Raw genomic sequence first — 19,516 nt, forward strand, 5'->3', positions numbered from 1 at the left:
TACAAGGAACCTCTATGAAAACCGCTCGCCGCCGCGCCCGCGAATTTGCCATCCAAGGCATTTACGAATGGGAGCTGAACCCGGATCGTCCGGCCTCCCTGATCGAAAAGCATCTGCGCGAGAATGAATACTTCGCCAAGGCCGATGAAGCCCTGTTCCGCGAAATCCTGTACGGCGTGCTGAAAGACGTGGGCGCGCTGTCCAAGCAGATCGGCCACTATTACGAACGCGCCGAAGACGAAGTCAGCCCGGTGGAACGCGCCGTGCTGTTGATGGCCGCGCTGGAACTGACCCAGCATCCGGAAACCCCGTATCCGGTGATCATCAACGAAGCCATTGAAATCACCAAGACCTTCGGCGGCACCGACGGTCATAAGTTCGTCAACGGCGTGCTGGACAAGCTGGCCGCCGAAGTGCGCGCCGACGAAGTGGCGTCGCAGAAGGCGCGTCGTCAGAACTAAGGCCTTGTCGCCGGCGCCGTCAGACCAGAACACACCCGCTGCCGCGGGTGTTTTCATATCGGCCGGGCAGAAAGATCGTGATGAATGAATTTGAATTGATCCGCCGTTATTTCACGCGGCCGGCCGGCGGCGCGGTCCTGGGCGTCGGCGACGACGCCGCCATCCTGCGGCCGACGCCGGGCTGCGATCTGCATGTCTCAGTGGACATGCTGGTGGAAGGGCGGCATTTTTTCGCCGACGTCGCGCCGGAGGCCTTGGGCCATAAGACGCTGGCGGTGAACTTGTCCGATATGGCGGCAATGGGCGCCGCGCCGCGCTGGGTGGTGCTGTCGCTGGCCTTGCCGGCGATGGACGAGGCCTGGGCCGCCGGGTTTTCCCAAGGATTCTTCGCATTGGCGGAGCGTTACGGCGTTGACGTGATAGGCGGCGACACCACGCGCGGCCCCTTGACGCTGTCGGTGACCGTGGGCGGGGAGACGCCGGGCGGTCAGGCGCTGCGCCGCGCCGCCGCCCGCGCGGGCGACGATGTCTGGGTCAGCGGCGAGCTGGGTCTGGGCGCGATGGCGGTGCGCAGCCGGCTGGGCAAGCTCGCGCCCTTGCCGGACGGTTTGCGCGAGGCGGCCTGGCGCAAGCTGGAATACCCGGAGCCGCGCATTGCCCTGGGGCGGGCTTTGCTGCCCTTGGCGCACGCCGCCGCCGACGTGTCCGACGGCCTGCTGTCGGATCTCGGCCATATCGCCGCCGCCTCCCAGATGGGCGCGGAAGTCTGGGCCGAGGCCTTGCCGTCCCACCCGCTGGCGGAGGCCGCGCGCGGGCAATGGCTGGATTGCCTGGCCGCGGGCGGCGACGATTACGAACTGGTATTCACCGCGCCGGCCGAGCGCCGGGCGCAGATCGAGGCCTGCGCCGCGACGGCGGGCTGCCGTCTCAGCCGCATCGGCCGCATCGTTGCCGGCCAGGGCGTCAGCCTGCTGGACGGCGAGGGCAACATCATTCAACTGGAAAGCACCGGCTATGACCATTTCAAATGAGACCGAAACCCTGAAACTGCAGCCGGACTGGCGCTTCGTCCTGAGTCATCCTGCCCATTTCCTGGCCTTCGGCTTCGGCAGCGGCCTGGCGCGCAAGGCGCCCGGCACCTGGGGCACGGTGGCCGCCTATCCCTTGTTCTTTGTGTTGAACGCGCTGGGAGTGCAGGGACTGGCGCTGGCGGCGCTGTGCCTGCCGCTGTTCATCGCCGGGATCTGGATCTGTGGCTACAGCGGCCGGGCGCTGGGCGTGCACGATTACGGCGGCATCGTCTGGGACGAGATCGTCGCCATGTTGCTGGTGCTGGCCTTCGCGCCGGCCACGCCCTTGGCCTGGTTGCTGGCCTTTGTCTTGTTCCGCTTTTTCGACATTCTCAAGCCCTGGCCTATCCGCTGGCTGGACCGTCATGTGGGCGGCGGTTTCGGCGTGATGGTGGACGATTTGCTGGCGGCCTTGTTCGCGCTGGCGGTGCAGTGGGGCATTTGGCGTCTGCTGTAAGAACGGGTTCAAGGTCCGCTGCGTTCGCCGGGTGGGTCTGGCCGGTTTCAAGTCAAATGCGTACCATGCGGAACTTTTTGATGTCCTTGTTCTAAGGCGCCGCGGCGAAGCGGCCTGAGCGGGCGAGAATGGACTTGGGGGGGGTAGGCATGCGTTGGGATGGGAACCGGGAAAGCGATAATGTGGAAGACCGCCGCGGCGAAAGCGGCGGGGGCGGCGGCGGGGCGCTCGGCATCGGCTCGGTCTTGATCGGCCTGGTGGCCTGGCTGGTGTTCGACGTCAATCCGATAACGGTGATCAATCTGATCAGCGAGATGGAGCCGGCGGCCGAACAGCAGGCGCCGGCCAGGGTCAGCGCGCCGGACGACCGCGACGCCAAGTTCATCCGCGTGATGCTGGCGGACACCGAAGACGTGTGGCGGCCCTTGCTCCAGGCGCAAGGCGAGCGTTACCGGCCGCCCAAGCTGGTGATGTTCACCGGCGCGACGCCGACGGCTTGCGGCCGCGGCGACGCGGCCATCGGTCCCTTCTATTGCCCCGGCGACGAGAAAATCTACATCGATCTGTCTTTCTTCCAGACCCTGGGCCGAGAGTTGGGCGCGCCGGGCGAATTCGCCCAGGCGTATGTGATAGCGCATGAAGTCGGCCACCATGTTCAGCATCAGCTCGGCATTTCCGCCAAGGTGGACGAGGAAATGGCGCGCAGCAGCGAGAGTCGGGCCAATGCCTTGTCGGTGCGGCAGGAGCTGCAGGCGGATTGCCTGGCCGGGGTATGGGGGCATCACGCCGATCAGGCGAGGAGGATTCTGGAGCCGGGCGATCTGGAAACGGCGCTGACCGCCGCGGCCAGGATAGGCGACGACGCCTTGCAGCGTTCGGCCGGCCGCGAAGTGGTGCCGGACTCCTTCACTCACGGCAGCGGCGAGCAAAGGGTACGCTGGTTCCGCCGCGGCTTCGACAGCGGCGACATGGCGCAGTGCGACACTTTCCGCGCGCGGCGGCTGTAACAGCGGCTCAGTGGGGAAATGAAAAATGGGGCCAACGGCCCCATTTTTCATGCTTGTCGCGGAGCTAGCGCACCACCACGGTGCAGGTGGTGCCGGCCACCAGCAGCTGTCCGGCCGGCAGCGCGTCCAGCTCGATGCGCACCGGCACCCGCTGCGCCAGCCGCACCCAGTTGAAAGTGGGATTGACGTCGGCCAGCAGTTCGCGGCCGGTGCCGGCGTCGCGGTCGGTGATGCCGCGGGCGATGCTGGCGACGCGGCCGCTCAAGGTCGGGCCGCCGCTGAGCAGGGTGATCTCCACCTTGGCGCCGGGTTTGAGCATCGGCAGCTTGGTTTCCTCGAAATAGCCTTCCACGCGATAGGAGTTGCGGTCTATCAGCGCCAGCTTGGGCGCGCCGACGGCGGCGAAGTCGCCGGCATGGACATTGAGATTGGTCACATAGCCGTCCACCGGGGCGCGCACCACGGTGCGTTCCAGATTGAGCCGGGCCAGATCGCGCGCCGCCAGCGCCGCCTGGTATTGGGAGCCGGCCGCGGCGGCGGCGAAGGCCGCGGTTTCGCGGTTTTCGGCGGACACCACGGCGCTGTCCAGGCCGTCGCGACGCGCCGCCTCCTTGCCGCGGCGGTTTTTCTCGGTGCGCTGCCCCTCCAGCGCGGCCTCGGCCTGGGTCAGCGCCGCCGCGTAGCGGCTGCGGTCGACGACGAAGAGCACGTCGCCCTTGCGCACCGGCTGGTTGTCTTTGACCGCCACCTGGGTCACCAGGCCGGCCACGTCGGCGGAGAGCGTGATCACGTCGGCGCGAACGCGGCCGTCGCGGGTCCACGGCGAGTGCATGTAGTGGTCCCACAGCGCCTTGCCCAGCCAGACGGCGAGCGCCAGCAGCAGCAAGGTGATCAGGTAGCGGATGAGAGTGTTGATTCGCATATTGATTATCCGGAAGGGTGTTCGGGGTGGGCCGGAGGCGTATTCAGTACAGCAGCAGAGCCAGGCCGCTGAACACGCAGATCAGCAGGCTGAGGCGGAACAAGGCCGGGTGCCAGACCCGGCGGTAAAGACCGGCCCGGCCCAGCAGCCAGTCCAGCCCTGCCTGGCACAGCAGGCTGAACAGGAACAGCGGCAGCAGGGTGGGGATCAGGATGCCGAATACGGCGATTTCACGAGTCATGCTCAGTTCCTTGCGCAGCGGTTGCGGCGGCTTCGGCCACGTCCAGCAATGAGGTGTGGATCAGGTGCAGATCGGTCAGCGCCTGCTGGATGCGCGCGGCGCGTTCGGGTTCCGCCAGCGCCAGATGGGCGCGCAGCGCCGGCCCGGCCGCGCGCATGGTGGCGATGGCCTGTTGCAGCCGTTCCGGCGACGGCGCGGCGAAATAGCGTTCCAGCTGCGCCACCGTGTGTTCCAGATCGGCGCGCAACTGCGGCGACGGCGATTCCGCGGTCAGCGCGCGCAGATTGATCACCGCCAGGCCCAGCTCCAGCAAGGTGATGGCCTGGGCGGTGATCGCCTGTTTCAGTTCGGCCTGGGCCGGGCTCAGCGTGTTCAGCAGATTGAGCAGGTCGCGGATGCGGTTCTCGTAGCGCTGCTTCAAGTGGGGCAGCTTGGCGTCGCAGGCGCGGCGCGCTTCCCGCCACAAGGCGGCGGCGATGTGGCGCGGCGAACCCATGGTGTGCTCGGGCAGCACCAGCTGGAAGAAGGCCGCCGCCAGCGCCAGCCCGAGGATGCGGGCGATGCCGTTGTTGAGAAAGGCCACGATGTCGTAATTCATCGGGTTTTGCGGGTTGACGGCGCTGGCCAGCACGATGGTCATGCCGGCGCCGACGCCGGCGTATTTGGGCAGGCATTTCAGATAGCTGCCCAGCGCCAGGAAGGGCAGCAGGCCCAGCATCAGTATCGGGAAGCCGTTGCCCTCGCTCAGCAGCCAGAACAGGCTGACATAGGCCAGCGGCGTGCCCAGCGCGAAGCCGGTCAGGAATTGTTTGACCATCAGCACCGGCCGCGGCGAGGAGGCGGCGAGACCGCAGAGCACGGTGGCCAGCAGCACCGCCTCCAGCGCGCTGGGCCAGGCCAGCCAATACCAGGCGACGGACAGGGTGCCCAGGGTCAGCGCCGCGCGCACGCCGCCGGCGACGGCCACCGGCAGCGGCGTGCCCGGCACATAGGCGGCCAGCGCGTCGATCTGCTGCGGCGTTTTGCTGGCGAAGCCGTGGTAGACGCCGACGAAGGCGTGCATTTCCTCGATGAAGCGGCTCAGCAGCTCGGTGGCGGTGTCGAAGTCTATCCGCCAGTGCTCGGCCCGCTCGCCGCCCGGCAGCAAGGCGCGGGCGGCGTCTATGCGGCGCGGCCAGCCGGCGCGGAGCCGGCCCAGCTGCGCCTCGGTGTCCCGGGCTTCCGCGGCGTTGCGCGCCGGGCCGTCGACGCCGCTGAGCACGGCGGCCACCTCGGAGAACAACGGCAGCAGCAGGCCGGGCAGCGGGGAGTCCGCGTCGCGGCGCAGCCGTTCCATTTGCCGGTGCAGGGTGTGGAAGGTGGTCAGCGCGGCCATGAAGGTGGCGTTGAAGGCGTGCAGCTGATTGCTGCGCGAACGCACGTGTCCGGCTTCGAAAAAGGCGGTGGCGCGGCCGGCCTCCAGCGCGGCGATGTCGGCGGCGAACTTGAGCTGGGCCTGCTCCAGATCGCTGGCGTGCAGCTTCTGCGCCAGCGCGTCCTGGCACAGCAGGATGAAGCGCAGATAGCGGCCGCGCACATTGCTGACCACCAGCTCCGCCTGGTAGCGCGGAAACACGATGTCGTAGACCACCGCGCTGCAGATCAGGCCCAGCGAGATTTCCGAGACCCGGGTCACCGCCAGGTCGAACACCGTCAGCGGGCGGCCGATGGCCGGCAGCGCGATGATGCAGGCGGTGTAGCCGGCCAGCACGAAACCGTAGGAGCGCGAGTTGCGGTACAAGGTGGCGCAGCCGGCGCACAGGCCTATCCAGAGCGACAGCGCCGCCAGCAGCAAGACCGGCTGCGAGGCCAGCATGCCGACCAGGATCAAGGCCGCCGCGCAGCCGGCCAGCGTGCCCAGGAGCCGGTAAAAGCCTTTTTCCAGCACCAGGCCGCTTTGCGGCGAACCGACGATGAGCACGGTGATCAGCGCGGTGCCCGGCGAATCGAAGCCCAGGCGGAAGGCCAGCCACAGCGCGGCGAAGCAGGCCAGCAGCGTCTTGAGGATGAAGATCCAGCGCTCGCCCTCCTGCCGCAGCCAGTCCTGTCCGGCGCCGCGCAGCGCCCGGCCCAGCCAGCGGCGCCGGGCGGCGAGGCTAGTCGTGCTCATCGTTGGGCGCCGCCTGGTTCAAATTGCTGAGCTGGCGCAGGTAGAACTGTTCCTGCTGCTGCATTTCCTCGGCGCTGAAGCCGGCGAAGGTATTGCCCAGATTGCCCCAGACATCGGGCAGCAGCTTGCGGATGCGTTCGCGGCCGGCGTCGCTGAGGGTGACGGCGACCGCGCGGCGATCGTCGCTGAGGCCGCCGCGACGGATCAGGCCCTGCTTTTCCAGGTCGTTGCAGATGCGGGTCATATTGGCCGGTTTTTGCGAGCAGGTTTCCGCCAGAGAGCCGGGCGTCGTCGTCTCTTGCTCGGAGCCGTAGAGCACCGCCAGCACCAGATAGCTGCTCTCGGTCAGCCCGTGTTTGCGCAGGGCGGCGTTGGTCAGGTCCTGCAGGCGTTTTTGCACATGGTAGTTCAGCCGCGTCAAGGTCAGCAGCGCCAGCGGAAATTCCGGAATTCTGGTCTTGACGCGGAGCAGGCGTTTGCGGGTTTCTTCGAAGTGGCTCATGGGTTTTCTCCGCCGACGATGGGATTGGGGGATTCGACGCCGCCGCCCAGCGCGGCCATCAGCGCGGCGTAGCTGTCCAGGCGCTGGGCTTGGGCCTGAGCGCGCTTTTGCCGGGCGGACAGCTCGTTCAGCCGCAGCTGGCGCACCGCGCTCTGATCGCTGAGGCCGGCGCGGTAAGCCTGTTCGGCCAGCGCCCGTTCGCGGCTGGCGGCGTCCAGCGCCTGTTCGGCCTGCCGGCTTTGCTGGTCCGCGGAGCGGGCGCGGACGATGGCGCTGGCGGTTTCGCTCAGGGCGTTGATCAAGGCGGCGTTGTAGCTTTCCACCGCCTGATCGTAGGCGGCGGTTTGGGCGCGCAGCTGGCCGCGCAGGCGGCCGCCTTCGAATATCGGCAGGCTGATCGCCGGGGCGAAGCCGCGCAGAGCGGCGGCCGGGGACAGCAAGTCGGCGAAGCCTATCGCCTGATAGCCGGCGAAGGCGCTGAGATTGATATTGGGATAGAAGGCGGCGCGGGCGACCTTGATGCGCGCGGCCTCGGCCTCCACCCGCCAGCGTTGCGCGCTCAGGTCCGGCCGCCGGCCCAGCAATTGGGCCGGCACCGCGGCGAGCGGGTCCAGCGCCTGGTCCAGACGCAGCGCGGGGCGCGTCGGCCGGTTTCCGGCGTCGGGCGCTTGCCCGCTGAGCGCGGCCAGCTGATTGCCCAGGGTGGCGATGCGTTCGTCGATTTGAGCCAGCTGGACGCGGCCGGCCGGCAGCCTGCCGCGCTGCTGTTCCACCTCCGGCTGGGCGGCCAGCCCGGCGGCCTTGCGGCGCAGGCTGAGGTCCAGCAGCGCCTGCTGCTGTTCCAGTTCCGCCGCCGCCAGATCTCGCTGCTGATATTGCTCGGCCAGCTGCAGATAGCCGCGGATGATGGCGCTCTCCAGGTTCAGCGCGCTTAGCCGGGCGTCGGCCGCGGCCATCTGGGCGTCGCTCAGCGAGGCGGACAGCGCCTGGCGTTCGCGCCCCCAGGCGTCCAGATCGTAGCTGAGGTTGACGGCGGCGCGGGTCTGCCAGTCGTAGTTGCCGTGACCCGCCGGCGCCACCAGGTTTTTCTCCGCGTGCAGCTGCCGGGTGCTTTGCCATTGCGCGTTGATTTGCGGCTGGGAGGCGGCGGCGCTGACCTCGCTCAGTGCCTGAGCCTGGCGCAGCCGCGCCTCGGCCCCGCGCAGGCCGGGGTTGTCCTGCAAGGCCTGGTGGATCAGCCGCTCCAGCTGGGGATCCCGCCATTGCCGCCACCAGGCCGCCGCGGGCATGCCGGCCCAGGGTGCGTTCACGGCGGGCGGCGTTTTGAGCTGGGACTGCGGTTTGACGGCGTCCATTTGGGCGCAGGCGCTGAGCAGGAGCGCGCCGGCAAGGGCGAGGGTGGCGGAAAACGGCTTCATCTGTCTATCCATGTTTTACATCTGTGTATATTTTATTTGTAGATATTACATTTGTAAAATATAAAATCGATGCGGTATCGCGAAGCGGCCAAGTCATGCGCCTGGCCGGGCCGCTTGCGACTGACGCAAATCAAGCATATGTCATTAATCATGGTCAGCTGATTAATGACGGGTGTATTATTTGGGTTTGCTTAATAAAACCAGCGAATAAACCGGACCGCCGCGGCATGCCTGCGACCCGGTTTGCCGCCTCGTCAGCGATTTTTGGAGACATCATGCAAGCGGGCCTTTCCTTGAAGCAGCGTTTGTTGTTATTGATTTTTAGCGTGATCGCGTTGACTTGTCTGCTGGGCGGCCTGGTGCTGCGCAGCATGCATCAGCAAATGATGGCGGACCGGCAGGATCTGATCCGCGGCCAGGTGGAGAACGCCTTGAGCCTGGTGGCCAATTACGAGGAGCGGGCGGCGGCCGGCGCCATGCCGGAGGCGGAGGCGCAGCGCCAGGCGCTGCTGGCGCTGACCCGGCTGCGTTTCGCCGGCAAGGAGTATTTTTTCACCCTGGACAAGGGGCTGGTCTGGCTGGCGCACGGGGTCAACCCCAAGCTGGTGGGCAAGGACATGCACGCGGTCAAGGATTCCAGCGGCAGCAGCCTGGGCGACAAGTTCGACCAGACCCTGAGGCAGGGGCAGGGCAAGGGCTTCGCGGAATTCGTCTGGGACAAGCCCGGCTCGGCGGAGCCCCAGCCCAAGCTGGCGTATTTGCAGTCCAGCCCGCGCTGGGGCTGGGTGGTGGGCACCGGCCTGTATATGGACGACGTCTGGGCGGCCTTGCGCGTGCAATTGCTGGGCGTGGCGGTCCAGGTGCTGCTGATCGCCGCGGTGTGCGGCGGCCTGGGCTGGTGGCTGTTCCGCAGCGTGATGCGGCAATTGGGCGCGGAGCCGGCGCAGACCGCGGCCGTGGTGCGGGAAATCGCCGGCGGGCGGCTGGATGTGCCGGTGCCGGTGCGGGCGGGCGACGCGGACAGCCTGATGGCCAATATCGCCCATATGCAGCAGGCTTTGCGGCAGATGGTGGCCGACATCGTGGCCAGCGCCGGCGAACTGGGGCGGCTGAGCGAGGAGGTGGTGACCGGCGCGCAGGCGGTGGCGGACAACTCCCAGCAGCAAAGCGAGAGCGCCACTTCGATGGCGGCGTCGATCGAAGAGCTGACGGTGAGCATCAACCACATCTCCCAATACGCGCAGGACGCGCGCCAGGTGTCGCAGCAGTCCGGCAGTTTGTCGGACGAGGGCGGCGAAGTGATCGCCAAGGCCGTGGCGGAGATGAAGGGCATCAGCGAGACGGTGGACCTCACCGCCGGGGCGATCTCGGCGCTGGCGGACAAGACCGCCACCATCTCCAGCATCATGCAGGTGATCAAGGACATTGCCGATCAGACCAATCTCCTGGCGCTGAACGCGGCGATCGAGGCGGCGCGCGCCGGCGAAACCGGCCGCGGTTTCGCGGTGGTGGCGGACGAGGTGCGCAAACTGTCCGAACGCACCGCGCAGGCCACCGAGGAGATCGCCGGCATGATAGACGAGATCCAGCTCAGCTCCGATCAGTCGCGCGCCAATATGAGCCAGACCGTGGAGCGGGTGCGCGCCGGGCTGGCGCTGGCCGAGCAGGGCGGGGAGATGATTCAGCAAATCCGCGGCAGCGCCGGCCAGGTGGTGCAAGTGGTGCGCGATATCTCCCACGCGCTGCAGGAGCAAGGCGTGGCCAGCCAGGACATCGCCCGCCACGTGGAGCAGATCGCCCAGGTGGCCGCCGGCAACGCCGCCGCCGCCACCCAGGCGTCCAGCGGCATTCAGAGCATGGACGAGGTGACCGGCGGCCTGCGGCAGACGGTGGCCGGATTCCAGGTGTAGCGCGGTAGACGGCGCGCGGCAGGCCGGCGAACAGATTCTTACGGGAAGTTTGCGACTTGGCGATAGGGTTAAGAGCGGTTTGCCGCTACAATACCGCCTCGTTGAATAGACACCAACCCGTACTGGAATTCAAGATGTTGCGCATTACCGAATTGAAACTGCCGCTGGAACACGCCCCGGAAGAACTGAACGCCGCGATCGCGGCTTATCTGGGCGTGCCGGAGCAGGACATCCGCCAGGTCGTCGTCTTCAAGCGCAGCTACGACGCGCGCAAGGGCATGATGAACCTGGCCTACATCGTCGACATCGACGTGGCCAACGAGGCCCGTCTGCTGGCCCGCTTCAAGGCCGACAAGCACGTGATGCCGACGCCGGACACCCAATATCACTATGTGGGGCAGGCGCCGGAAAACCTGGAGCGCCGCCCGGTGGTGGTGGGGTTCGGCCCCTGTGGCATCTTCGCCGCGCTGCTGCTGGCGCAGATGGGCTTCAAGCCCATCGTGCTGGAGCGCGGCAAGAAGGTGCGCGAGCGCACCAAGGACACCTGGGGCCTGTGGCGCAACAAGGTCTTGAACCCCGAGTCCAATGTGCAATTCGGCGAAGGCGGCGCCGGCACCTTCTCCGACGGCAAACTGTACAGCCAGATCAAGGACCCGCGTCATCTGGGCCGCAAGGTGCTGACCGAGTTCGTCAAAGCCGGCGCGCCGGAGGAAATCCTCTACGTGGCCAAGCCGCATATCGGCACCTTCCGCCTGGTGAGCATGGTGGAAAAAATGCGCGCCGAGATCGAGGAGCTGGGCGGCGAAATCCGCTTCCAGCAGCGCGTCGCCGACATTCATCTGGAAGACGGTCCGGACGGGCGCAAAGTGGCGCGCGGCCTGACCTTGGCCAGCGGCGAGCAGATCCGCGCCGATCACATCGTGCTGGCCCTGGGCCACAGCGCGCGCGACAGTTTCGAGATGCTGCACGGCCACGGCGTGTATATGGAAGCCAAGCCGTTCTCGGTGGGCTTCCGCATCGAACACCCGCAGACGCTGATCGACAAGGCGCGCTGGGGCAAATACGCCGGCCACCCGCTCTTGGGCGCGGCGGATTACAAGCTGGTGCACCACGCCGGCAACGGCCGGGCGGTGTACAGCTTCTGCATGTGCCCGGGCGGCCAGGTGGTGGCCGCCACCTCGGAAGAGGGCCGCGTGGTGACCAACGGCATGAGCCAATACTCGCGCGCCGAGCGCAACGCCAATTCCGGCCTGGTGGTCAGCATCGGTCCGGACGATTATCCGGGCGATCCGCTGGCCGGCATCGCCTTCCAGCGCGAGCTGGAAAGCCGCGCCTATGTGCTGGGCGGCGGCACTTACGAAGCGCCGGCGCAGCTGGTGGGCGATTTCCTGGCCGGCAAGCCGTCCACCCAGGTGGGCTCGGTGCCGCCGTCCTATCAACCCGGCGTGCACTGGACTGATCTGGCCGCGGCCTTGCCGGATTATTGCATCGCGGCGATGCGCGAGGCGCTGCCGGAGTTCGGCAAGAAAATCCGCGGTTACGATATGCACGACGCGGTGCTGACCGGGGTGGAAACCCGCACCAGCTCGCCGCTGCGCATCACCCGCGGCGAGGATTGCCAGAGCTTGAACGTGCGCGGCCTGTACCCGGCCGGCGAGGGCGCCGGCTACGCCGGGGGGATTCTGTCCGCCGGGGTGGACGGCATCAAGGTGGCGGAGGCGGTGGCGCAGGCCATCGCGGCGGAGCGCCGTTAAGGAAGGCGTTTAGGGATCATTGCCGCAGTGTCTTGAATCCGCCGCTTGGCTGAGGACGCGCTGAAACGGCCCGCAATCGCGGGCCGTTGTCTTTGGCGCTAGGGGTTTTCCGCCGCATGGCCTTTCACGCCGCCGGCCGGGCGCTCGCGCCCGCCTGGGCGCAAAGCTTTGGGGATGGACAACAAGGGCGGCGCGCCCTCCGGCCGGCGGCGTTCCAGCAGCAGCCACAGGCCGATCGCCGCCATCAAGGGCAGATGCCCTGGCCCCGCGAGCAAAGGCGGCAACATCCAGGCCCAGCAGGCGCCCGCGCACCAGACGCCGGCGGCGAGGCCGGCGCGCAGCGCCGACAGCGCGGCCGGCCAGCCGAACGGCGACAGCCTGGGCTGGCGGTGGCAGGCTTGCAGGCAGCGCAGCCGCTGCGGCGCCGCCTGCCAGAGCCCCGCGACGCCGCAGGCGACGACGAAGGCCTGCCACGGCGTGGCGCTGAAGGTCAGCAGCGCCAGGCCGAGCAGGTGCAGCAGCAGGCCGGCGACGAGCCAGGGCAGTAGATAGCCGCAGCAGAACATGGCCAGCGCCAGCGGGCGCTTGCGCGCCAGGCTGCGCAGCCACAGTTGCCGCAGCGGGTCGGCCAGCAGCGGCGCCATCATCGCCAGCAGCATCAACAGCCAGGACGGCAGCCATTGCGCCGGCGGGTTCAGCCACAGCGCGCCGGTCAGCGCGTCCCAGCCGCCGCCGGGACGCTCCAGAACCCAGGCGCCGCAATAACCCGGCGCGGTCAGCCGCCGCTCCAGGGCGATCAGGCCGAGCCAGCCCAAGAGGCTGGCGCAGCGCAGCGGCCAGGGCGTGTCCCGCAGCGCGGCGATCAGGGTCTTGACCGGCATGGACGCTTACTGGCCGTGGCGGTAGACGCTGATGCGGCCTATCGTCACCTCGTCGTCGTCCTCGATGTCGGACACCGGCACCAATTGCACCCCCATCGGCGCCGTGTCCAGCGTCTGGCTTTGACACATGCGGTCCACGATGTCGGTGATCTCCAGCGTCTGGCTGACGCCGTTGCCGCCGTGCTCGGCCAGCGAGGCCTTGCGCGCGCCGAACAGCGCGATGGTGCCGGCCAGGTTCTGCGGGTGTTGCGCCGGGTCGGCGCCCTGGGGCAGGCCGACGTAGACGTTGAACGTGCCGCCGTCCACTTTGCAGCGGATGTTCTCCAGGCTGAGAAAGACGCGGTCCGGCTCTTGCGGCGCGGTGTCTGGCTGGGCCTTGAACTGGCGGGCGGCGGCCTGGCTGGCCTGGAAGCTGCTCAGCACCTTGTTCTTGGCGTCGTCGTCCAGCTGCATCTGCGCGTGGACGGTGTTGTTGCCCAGTTTGATCGCCGCGGCGTTGGCGCCCAGCAGTTCGGTTTTCGGATTGTTCGCCATGGTGTTTGCCGCCGCGGTGTCGGGATGGATGGCCGCCAGCGTCTGCATGCGCTGCGCGACACGGCTGGCGCCGCCGAGAGGGTCCGATACGTCCTGGTAGACGTAGTTCAGGTTCGGCGCCTGGGTGTTGAGCATGTCCTTGGCGACAAAGGTGTAGCCGCTGCCGTTGGGGCGCGGCATCGCGAACTTGCGGTTGACCGGGCCTTCCAGCCAATTGTCGTTGCTGGGGTTTTTGTGGCCGGGATTGCGATTGAGCCATACCTGCCACAGCCGGTCGATATTGGAGTGGTGGATCCAGAACACCGGGTCCAGGCCGGCGAGGTCCGGGTCCGACATCAGGCCGTTGCGGCCGCCGATATTGGTGTGCACCGGATTGTGCGGCAGGTTTTCCAGCCCGCCGCTATTGCCGCCGCCGTGCCAGAACGGCGTTTGCGGCCCGCCGTAGCCCGGCGGAATGCCGTTGGCGGTGCCGATGAACTGCGCGTCCTTCAAGGCGGTGAGCTGCACGGTTTCCGGGCGCAGCGTGATGTGATTGGGCTGGTTGTTCCAGCCGTAGCGTTGGGCCAGCCACAAGGGATTGGCGCCGCCGTCCGGCAAGGTCTTGGACTGGAAACAGGTGGGCAGGTCGCGCGCCTTGGCGTTGGCGCCGTCGCTGTAGTTCCAATAGGGCAAGGCCCAGTCGGCGGGGCCGCCCAGCTTGACGATCTCCGCCAGCACAATGGCTTCGAAGGCCGCCAGATAGCCGCGGTGCCAGGGCATGAAATACCAGCTCTGGTGCTGGCATTGTCGCCAGTAGGTGTTCTGATCGGCGGCGCTGGGCAGCGCTTCGCCGGCTTGCAGATAACCGTGTTGTTGCCAGAGCTGGGAATCGAAGCCGTGGATGGCGGCCAGGTAACGCCAGCTGGTGGGGTCCTTGATCGGGCGTTTCTGCATTTCCCGCACCGCCCGCGCGTACCACAGCACGGTGGGGTCCCAGGGATTGCTCATTTTCAAGATGTCTTTGCGGACGCGAGCCATGTCGTTCTCCTCGATGCGAACGCCGTTCCGGCGCGGCCGAGGCGGGAGTGGCTAAGGCTGGCGGTGAGGCGGTGTATTCGGATTAGCAAACCGCAAAGCTTTCGAACTGTCCTAAAGAACAGTTTTTGCCTCGGGGCAATTACTTATTTGAAGCGCCGCTTGCAAGTGGCCGGGCTTTGGCGCGGCAAGGGCTTGAAAGCGCTCCGGTAGGAAGGCGCCAAGCTGGTATCCTTGACCGGTTTTGATTTGGATCGCAGACATGAAACGATGGCATTGCCTTTGGGGCGTCTGGCTGGCGCTGTGCTGGCTTCTGCCGGCGGCCTTGGCGGCGCCGGCCTACGGCCCCTTGTTCACCTTCAGCAAGCAGGGCCGCACCCATTATCTGTACGGCACCATGCATGTGGGCCGGCCGGGTTCCGACGCGCCGGACTGGGGCTTGAAACAGGCGCTGAGCGCCAGCGACGCGCTGGTGCTGGAATTGGACCCGACGGTGGAGGCGGCGGTGGCCGAGGTGACGGCGCTGGCCGGCGCCGCTGCGCCCAGGCAGTGGCGGCAGCTGGACGCCGCCAGCCGGGACTCCTTGTTGAGCCAGTTGGATCAGATGGGCGTGGCGCGCGAGCAGGCGCGCGGCCTGGCGCCCAGCCTGTGGCTGATGCAGCTGGCGCTGCGGGAATACCAGCGCATGGGGCAGCAGGCGCAGCACAGCCGCGAAGCGATGTTGCTGGAGATGGCGCGCGCGGCCAGGCGGCCGGTGCTGGCCCTGGAAACGGCCGGCCAGCAGAGCCGTTTATTGTTTGAGATGCCGGCGCCGGCGCTGCGCGAATGGGTGTGCCAGAGCGCCGAATGGCAGGGCGCGGAGGAGGCGGATCGTTATTACCGGGATTTGATTTCAGCTTGGGAGCGCGGCGATCTGGACGCCTTGCAGGCCTTGGTGGCGCTGCCCGGCTATCCGCGGCTCAGCGCCTGGACCCAGCATGAAATGCTGGACCGCCGCAATCTGGCGATGGCGCGCCGCATAGACGACTGGGCGGCCTCAAAGCGGCTGTTCGTGGCGGTGGGCGCGCTGCATCTGGCCGGCCCCCAGGGCTTGGTGCGCCAGCTGCGGCAGCGCGGCTACCAGCTGAGGCCGGCGCCGCGCGCGCCGCGCGCGCCGTGAGCGGGCTTTAGCTCGCGTCCTTGAGGTTCTTGGGTCCGAAAGCGCCCGGCAGCAGCACTTTCAGCGTGGTGTCTATCTGATCCTCGCCGTCGCAGATGGCGCGCACGCGCATGGACGGGCCGAATTCGTTCAGCACCTGGCGGCAGGCGCCGCAGGGCGGCGTAGGCGTGGCGGTGGGGGTGTAAATGCAGACCGCCAGGACATCCTGGATGCCGTGGTTGGCGCGCGCGGCGTAGATCGCGGTGCGCTCGGCGCAATTGGTCAGGCCGTAGGAGGCGTTTTCCACATTGCAGCCAATGTGGATCTTGCCGGCGCCGTCCAGAATGGCGGCGCCGACGGCGAACTTGCTGTAAGGGACATAAGCCTGGCGAGCCGCCAGGCGGGCGGCCATTTCCAACTCGGCCCATTGCTCGTTGTTGGGTGTGTTGCCGGTCATATTGCCTCCGTTGCGGTTGGCGTGGCATGTTGCGCCGCGCGCGGCCGGGCTGTCAATATCCCGCCGCGGCGCGCGCGTCCGGCTTCAGTACAGCAGAGGCGTCCGTTCCGGCGCAAGCCGCGCCGACTGGTCATTGGCGCAGGTGGTCCCGGCAATGCCGCGCCATCGCATCGGCCAGCGCCTGCGACAAGGCCGACTCCACCCGCCAGTGGTGCCAATACAGCGGAATGTCCAGATGCTGCTGCGGAAACAGATCGATCAGCCGGCCGGAGGCGATGTCGTCTTCCAGCATCAGTTCGGGCAGCAGGCTGTAGGCCAGGCCCTGGCGGGTGATTTCGACGAAGCCCTGCGGCGTGGGCACCGTCAGATAGGGGAAGCCGCCGTGATAGGACACGGTGTGCAGCAGAAATTCGCGATGCACGTCGTCCTTGCGGCTGTACAGAATGGTGGGCGCGGCGGCCAGCGCCGTTTCGGTGACGCCGTCCGGAAAGTAGCGGCGGGCGAAATCGCGGGTGGCGACGCATAGATAGCGCATATGGCCCAGGAACAGACTGTCGCCGCCCTGGATAGGCTGCGGCCGGGTGCTGACGCAGCCGACCACGTGGCCGGCGCGCATCAACTCATGGGTGTAATCCTGATCGTCCACCATGATGTCCAGCAGCACCGGCTGGCTGTCCAGCACCGGCTGCACCGCCTGCAAGAACCAGGTGGCCAGGCTGTCGGCGTTGACGGCGATGGCGAGGGTGGTGAACTCAGGCCGCGGCCCGCTGGGCAGCAGGGTGTTCATCAGCTGGTTTTCCATCAGGCTGATCTGGCGGAAGTATTGCAGCAGCTGGCGGCCGGCCTCGGTGGGTTCGGCCGGGATGGTGCGGGTCAGCACCGGCTGGCCCAGTTGTTCTTCCAGCTGGCGGATGCGTTGAGAAATGGCGGACTGGGTCAGGAACAGCTTTTTGGCCGCCTTGTCGAAGCCTCCGGTTTCGGCGACGGCCGATAAGGTTTCCAGTTGTTTCGGATCAAGCATGTTTTTACGTCCTTGCCGTGATAATTCCACGGTGTTTCTTGCCTTATCGCCGCCACCTATGGCATGTTGTGCTGCTTCGTCCGAACACGGACGGTGCAAAGGTTTGCCTGCACGCGGTGGCGGCATAAAAATAATTAGAGCGGCTGGCGGCGACGGTTCTGATCGGCTGGCGCCGGCGGCTCATGGCCAATGACAGGCATGTTGAAGATGCAAGCAGATAATAAGGCACTATTGGATGGCATGTGCCGTTTTATCGGAGTTCGGGCGGATCATATGGCGACGCTCAGCGCCCATGCTCCGTTGTTGTTGTCGCGCAAGGAGGCCTTGGGCAAGGAGTTCTACTGGTATGCGTTGAAATGCCCGGACACGCTGGCGCTGCTGAGCGAGCGCCTGCCGGGCGGCATCGATTCGCTGGTGGACGCCTTATTGCAGTATTGCGAGCGGATGCTGACCCGCCCGGTCAACGGACGCGCTGCCCGGCGCGTGGTGGAGCAAGGGCGTTTGATGCGCCAGCTGGGCGTGGGCCTGATGTGGGTGGTGGGCGCTTACGAGCGCTGCCAGGCGCATTTCCTGGCGCGCTTGACCGAGGCCGGGCTGGCCCTGGACGAGCTTGCCGCGCTGTCGCGGCTCTTGCGCAAGCGCATTCTGCTGGACCAGATGCTGCAATTGCACGGCCACCAGCAGTCCTTGCAGGAGGCGGTGGACAGCAAGCACCGCCATTTGCAGACCATGTCCGGCCTGTACGCCACTCTCAGCGGGGTCAGCATGGCCCTGGTGCGCTGCTCTGAGCGCCGCGAACTGTTCCAGGCGATTTGCGACGTCTGCGTCCGCGAGGGCGATTTCTCCCATGCCTGGGTGGGCCTCTTGGACGCCGACTCCCAGTGCGTGCGTCCGGCGGCGATGGCCGGCGTTCACGCCGAAGCCTTCATTCCCCGGCTGCAAGTCTCCGCGCTGTCCGAAAGCCTGCATGGCCGCGGCCCCAGCGGCCGGGCCATCCGCGGCCTGGCGGTCCAGGTGGTCAATGATTGCGGCGAAGACCCGTCGATGCAGCCGTGGATGCGGGTGCTCAACGCCAGGAATGTGCGCAGCGCGCTGGTGGCGCCGCTGACGCTGCGCGAGCAGGTGATCGGCACCTTGTCGCTTTACTCCGGCCAGCCGGGGTTTTTCGACGACACCAAGGTGGCGCTGGTGGACACCATGGCGCGGGAGATCAGCCGCGCGCTGGAGCGCCAGGACGCGCTGGAGCGCAGCCATCGCGCCGAATCCGAACTGGCCTTCCTGTCCTTCCACGATCCGCTGACCGGCCTGCCCAACCGGCACCTGATGAAGGAACACATCAACAAGCAGCTGCAGATCCGCCGCGCCAACGCGCGGCTGGCGGTGCTGGTGCTGTCCATCGAGGGCTTTCACGAAATCAACGCCCGCCTGGGCCACGAGGGCGGGGACGCGGTGCTGTGCGAGGTGGCCAACCGGCTGCGGCGCTGCATCTATCCCTATGGCTACGTCGGCCGGGTGGGCGCTTCGCGCTTTGTCGCCTGCAGCGACCGTCACGAGCAGCTGGACCAATTGGTGGACAGCCTGATGGGCAGTCTGCAGCAGCCGGTGGACTGCATGGGGGTGGTGATCCACACCCGTTGCAGCATGGGCATCGTGGTGGAGCCGGTGAACGGGCGCAGCGACGCCGCGGCGCTGCTGCGGCGCGGCGAGCTGGCGCTGAGCCGGGCCAAGGAAGCCGGCGGCGGCCACTGCCGTTACTACCATGTGACCATGGACGAAGAAATCCAGCACATGCACGCGGTGCGCAACGCCTTCGCCGTGGCCATCGCCCGCGATGAACTGGCGCTGTTCTACCAGCCCAAGATCAATCTGCGCGACAACCGCATCGAGGGCGTGGAAGCGCTGGTGCGCTGGCGCCGGGACGGCCGGTTGGAAATGCCGGGCGCCTTCTTCCCGGCGATAGAAAACACCGATCTGATGCGGGAGCTGGACTGGTGGGTGCTGCGCGAGGCCTTGCGCCAGTCCGGCGAATGGCTGGCGGACGGCCGCCATATTCCGGTCAGCGTCAATCTGTCCGCCATCACCTTGAAACACGAGGGCTTCGTGCCCGGCATCCAGGCCTTGTTGCAGGCCTACCCCTTGCCGGCCGGTTATCTGGAGCTGGAGGTGCTGGAGAGCGTGACCCAGCAGGAGGCGGAGCAGATCACCGCCAAGCTGGAGCATTGCCGCGACCTGGGCCTGTCCATCGCCTTGGACGATTTCGGCACCGGCGCGTCTTCGCTGGTGCATTTGCAGCAACTGCCCTTCGACACCATCAAGATCGATCAGCGCTTTGTCCGGCTGCTGCTGGATACGCCGGGCAACGAGGCCATCATCCGCAGCATGGTGTCCTTCGCCCATTACACCGGCCGCAAGCTGGTGGTGGAGGGCGTGGAGAGCCGGGCGATCTGGGACCGTCTGCTGGAGATAGGCTGCCTGGACGGGCAGGGCTACGAGATTTCGCCTCCGGTGGACCCCAAGCACTTGCCGGCGTGGATCGCGGACTGGGAGCGGCGGGTAAGTATTAATTCAGCTTATATATAA

Annotated in this window: 17 protein-coding genes; 8 read left to right on the forward strand and 9 right to left on the reverse strand. The window is 67.1% G+C overall.

Going from position 1 to position 19,516, the window contains the following annotated elements; genetic code table 11:
* Nucleotides 1-14 precede the first annotated feature (14 nt).
* The 4 genes from nusB to NK214_RS01850 all read left to right on the forward strand — a co-directional run bounded on the left by nusB (nt 15) and on the right by NK214_RS01850 (nt 2,995).
* The gene (gene nusB, locus NK214_RS01835) at nt 15-461 is read left to right on the forward strand and encodes a transcription antitermination factor NusB (RefSeq protein ID WP_081547192.1); all 447 of its coding nucleotides are present in this window, start codon (nt 15-17) and stop codon (nt 459-461) included.
* A gap of 80 nt (nt 462-541) precedes the next feature.
* Nucleotides 542-1,492 (forward strand): thiamine-phosphate kinase, encoded by a 951-nt coding sequence (thiL, locus tag NK214_RS01840; RefSeq protein WP_253313647.1) that lies wholly within the window; start codon nt 542-544, stop codon nt 1,490-1,492.
* Nucleotides 1,476-1,988, forward strand: coding sequence for a phosphatidylglycerophosphatase A (locus tag NK214_RS01845; protein ID WP_107798892.1), 513 nt, complete (start codon nt 1,476-1,478; stop codon nt 1,986-1,988). The genes thiL and NK214_RS01845 overlap by 17 nt, the downstream gene beginning before the upstream one ends.
* 149 nt (nt 1,989-2,137) lie before the next feature.
* Nucleotides 2,138-2,995, forward strand: a complete 858-nt coding sequence (locus tag NK214_RS01850) for a neutral zinc metallopeptidase (protein ID WP_253313648.1) — start codon at nt 2,138-2,140, stop codon at nt 2,993-2,995.
* A gap of 64 nt (nt 2,996-3,059) precedes the next feature.
* Here the strand turns inward: NK214_RS01850 and NK214_RS01855 are convergent, their stop codons facing one another.
* Genes NK214_RS01855 through NK214_RS01875 form a run of 5 tightly spaced genes read right to left on the reverse strand, consistent with a single transcriptional unit; the run spans nt 3,060 to nt 8,227 of the window.
* Nucleotides 3,060-3,917 carry an efflux RND transporter periplasmic adaptor subunit gene (locus tag NK214_RS01855; RefSeq protein ID WP_253313649.1) on the reverse strand — a complete coding sequence of 286 codons (858 nt, stop codon included), beginning with the start codon at nt 3,915-3,917 and terminating at the stop codon, nt 3,060-3,062.
* Nucleotides 3,918-3,960: 43 nt separating this feature from the next.
* On the reverse strand, nt 3,961-4,158 hold the full coding sequence (locus tag NK214_RS01860) for a DUF1656 domain-containing protein (RefSeq protein WP_107798895.1): 198 nt from the start codon (nt 4,156-4,158) through the stop codon (nt 3,961-3,963).
* Nucleotides 4,148-6,307, reverse strand: a complete 2,160-nt coding sequence (locus tag NK214_RS01865; RefSeq protein WP_253313650.1) for an FUSC family protein — start codon at nt 6,305-6,307, stop codon at nt 4,148-4,150. The genes NK214_RS01860 and NK214_RS01865 overlap by 11 nt, the downstream gene beginning before the upstream one ends.
* Entirely contained in the window at nt 6,294-6,809 is a 516-nt protein-coding gene (locus NK214_RS01870; RefSeq protein WP_107798897.1) for a MarR family winged helix-turn-helix transcriptional regulator, read from the reverse strand. The genes NK214_RS01865 and NK214_RS01870 overlap by 14 nt, the downstream gene beginning before the upstream one ends.
* Nucleotides 6,806-8,227, reverse strand: a complete 1,422-nt coding sequence (locus NK214_RS01875) for an efflux transporter outer membrane subunit (RefSeq protein WP_253313651.1) — start codon at nt 8,225-8,227, stop codon at nt 6,806-6,808. Before NK214_RS01875 ends, NK214_RS01870 begins: the two co-directional genes overlap by 4 nt.
* A gap of 275 nt (nt 8,228-8,502) precedes the next feature.
* Here NK214_RS01875 and NK214_RS01880 point away from each other — a divergent pair, with 275 nt between their 5' ends.
* Together NK214_RS01880 and NK214_RS01885 are read left to right on the forward strand one after the other, a co-directional pair.
* Complete coding sequence (locus NK214_RS01880; RefSeq protein WP_107798899.1) at nt 8,503-10,137, forward strand: methyl-accepting chemotaxis protein; 1,635 nt, start codon at nt 8,503-8,505, stop codon at nt 10,135-10,137.
* A 134-nt stretch (nt 10,138-10,271) separates the two neighbouring features.
* Nucleotides 10,272-11,891 carry an NAD(P)/FAD-dependent oxidoreductase gene (locus tag NK214_RS01885; RefSeq protein WP_107798900.1) on the forward strand — a complete coding sequence of 540 codons (1,620 nt, stop codon included), beginning with the start codon at nt 10,272-10,274 and terminating at the stop codon, nt 11,889-11,891.
* A 98-nt stretch (nt 11,892-11,989) separates the two neighbouring features.
* Here the strand turns inward: NK214_RS01885 and NK214_RS01890 are convergent, their stop codons facing one another.
* Both NK214_RS01890 and NK214_RS01895 read right to left on the reverse strand, forming a co-directional pair.
* Nucleotides 11,990-12,772: a DUF2182 domain-containing protein gene (locus NK214_RS01890; protein ID WP_253313652.1), complete on the reverse strand. Its 783-nt coding sequence runs from the start codon at nt 12,770-12,772 to the stop codon at nt 11,990-11,992.
* A 6-nt stretch (nt 12,773-12,778) separates the two neighbouring features.
* Nucleotides 12,779-14,323, reverse strand: coding sequence for a tyrosinase family protein (locus NK214_RS01895; protein ID WP_253313653.1), 1,545 nt, complete (start codon nt 14,321-14,323; stop codon nt 12,779-12,781).
* 259 nt (nt 14,324-14,582) lie between these two features.
* Between NK214_RS01895 and NK214_RS01900 the strand changes: the two genes are divergently transcribed.
* Nucleotides 14,583-15,479 (forward strand): TraB/GumN family protein, encoded by an 897-nt coding sequence (locus NK214_RS01900; protein ID WP_253313654.1) that lies wholly within the window; start codon nt 14,583-14,585, stop codon nt 15,477-15,479.
* 7 nt (nt 15,480-15,486) lie between these two features.
* Here NK214_RS01900 and NK214_RS01905 read toward each other — a convergent pair whose 3' ends face one another.
* Nucleotides 15,487-15,915, reverse strand: coding sequence for a cytidine deaminase (locus tag NK214_RS01905; RefSeq protein WP_107798904.1), 429 nt, complete (start codon nt 15,913-15,915; stop codon nt 15,487-15,489).
* 130 nt (nt 15,916-16,045) lie between these two features.
* Nucleotides 16,046-16,936 (reverse strand): LysR family transcriptional regulator ArgP, encoded by an 891-nt coding sequence (locus NK214_RS01910; protein ID WP_107798905.1) that lies wholly within the window; start codon nt 16,934-16,936, stop codon nt 16,046-16,048.
* Nucleotides 16,937-17,143: 207 nt separating this feature from the next.
* On the opposite strand from NK214_RS01910, the gene NK214_RS01915 reads away from it, so the two are divergent.
* Complete coding sequence (locus NK214_RS01915; protein WP_256477342.1) at nt 17,144-19,516, forward strand: EAL domain-containing protein; 2,373 nt, start codon at nt 17,144-17,146, stop codon at nt 19,514-19,516.

The sequence above is a fragment of the Chromobacterium sp. S0633 genome (assembly GCF_024158805.1).
Classification (GTDB): Bacteria; Pseudomonadota; Gammaproteobacteria; order Burkholderiales; family Chromobacteriaceae; genus Chromobacterium.

Coding starts and splice junctions, on each gene's coding strand:
- nusB (WP_081547192.1), top strand. CDS start 15: ATGAAAACCGCTCGCCGCCGCGCCCGCGAATTTGCCATCCAAGGCATT.
- thiL (WP_253313647.1), top strand. CDS start 542: ATGAATGAATTTGAATTGATCCGCCGTTATTTCACGCGGCCGGCCGGC.
- NK214_RS01845 (WP_107798892.1), top strand. CDS start 1,476: ATGACCATTTCAAATGAGACCGAAACCCTGAAACTGCAGCCGGACTGG.
- NK214_RS01850 (WP_253313648.1), top strand. CDS start 2,138: ATGCGTTGGGATGGGAACCGGGAAAGCGATAATGTGGAAGACCGCCGC.
- NK214_RS01855 (WP_253313649.1), bottom strand. CDS start 3,917: ATGCGAATCAACACTCTCATCCGCTACCTGATCACCTTGCTGCTGCTG.
- NK214_RS01860 (WP_107798895.1), bottom strand. CDS start 4,158: ATGACTCGTGAAATCGCCGTATTCGGCATCCTGATCCCCACCCTGCTG.
- NK214_RS01865 (WP_253313650.1), bottom strand. CDS start 6,307: ATGAGCACGACTAGCCTCGCCGCCCGGCGCCGCTGGCTGGGCCGGGCG.
- NK214_RS01870 (WP_107798897.1), bottom strand. CDS start 6,809: ATGAGCCACTTCGAAGAAACCCGCAAACGCCTGCTCCGCGTCAAGACC.
- NK214_RS01875 (WP_253313651.1), bottom strand. CDS start 8,227: ATGAAGCCGTTTTCCGCCACCCTCGCCCTTGCCGGCGCGCTCCTGCTC.
- NK214_RS01880 (WP_107798899.1), top strand. CDS start 8,503: ATGCAAGCGGGCCTTTCCTTGAAGCAGCGTTTGTTGTTATTGATTTTT.
- NK214_RS01885 (WP_107798900.1), top strand. CDS start 10,272: ATGTTGCGCATTACCGAATTGAAACTGCCGCTGGAACACGCCCCGGAA.
- NK214_RS01890 (WP_253313652.1), bottom strand. CDS start 12,772: ATGCCGGTCAAGACCCTGATCGCCGCGCTGCGGGACACGCCCTGGCCG.
- NK214_RS01895 (WP_253313653.1), bottom strand. CDS start 14,323: ATGGCTCGCGTCCGCAAAGACATCTTGAAAATGAGCAATCCCTGGGAC.
- NK214_RS01900 (WP_253313654.1), top strand. CDS start 14,583: ATGAAACGATGGCATTGCCTTTGGGGCGTCTGGCTGGCGCTGTGCTGG.
- NK214_RS01905 (WP_107798904.1), bottom strand. CDS start 15,915: ATGACCGGCAACACACCCAACAACGAGCAATGGGCCGAGTTGGAAATG.
- NK214_RS01910 (WP_107798905.1), bottom strand. CDS start 16,936: ATGCTTGATCCGAAACAACTGGAAACCTTATCGGCCGTCGCCGAAACC.
- NK214_RS01915 (WP_256477342.1), top strand. CDS start 17,144: ATGCAAGCAGATAATAAGGCACTATTGGATGGCATGTGCCGTTTTATC.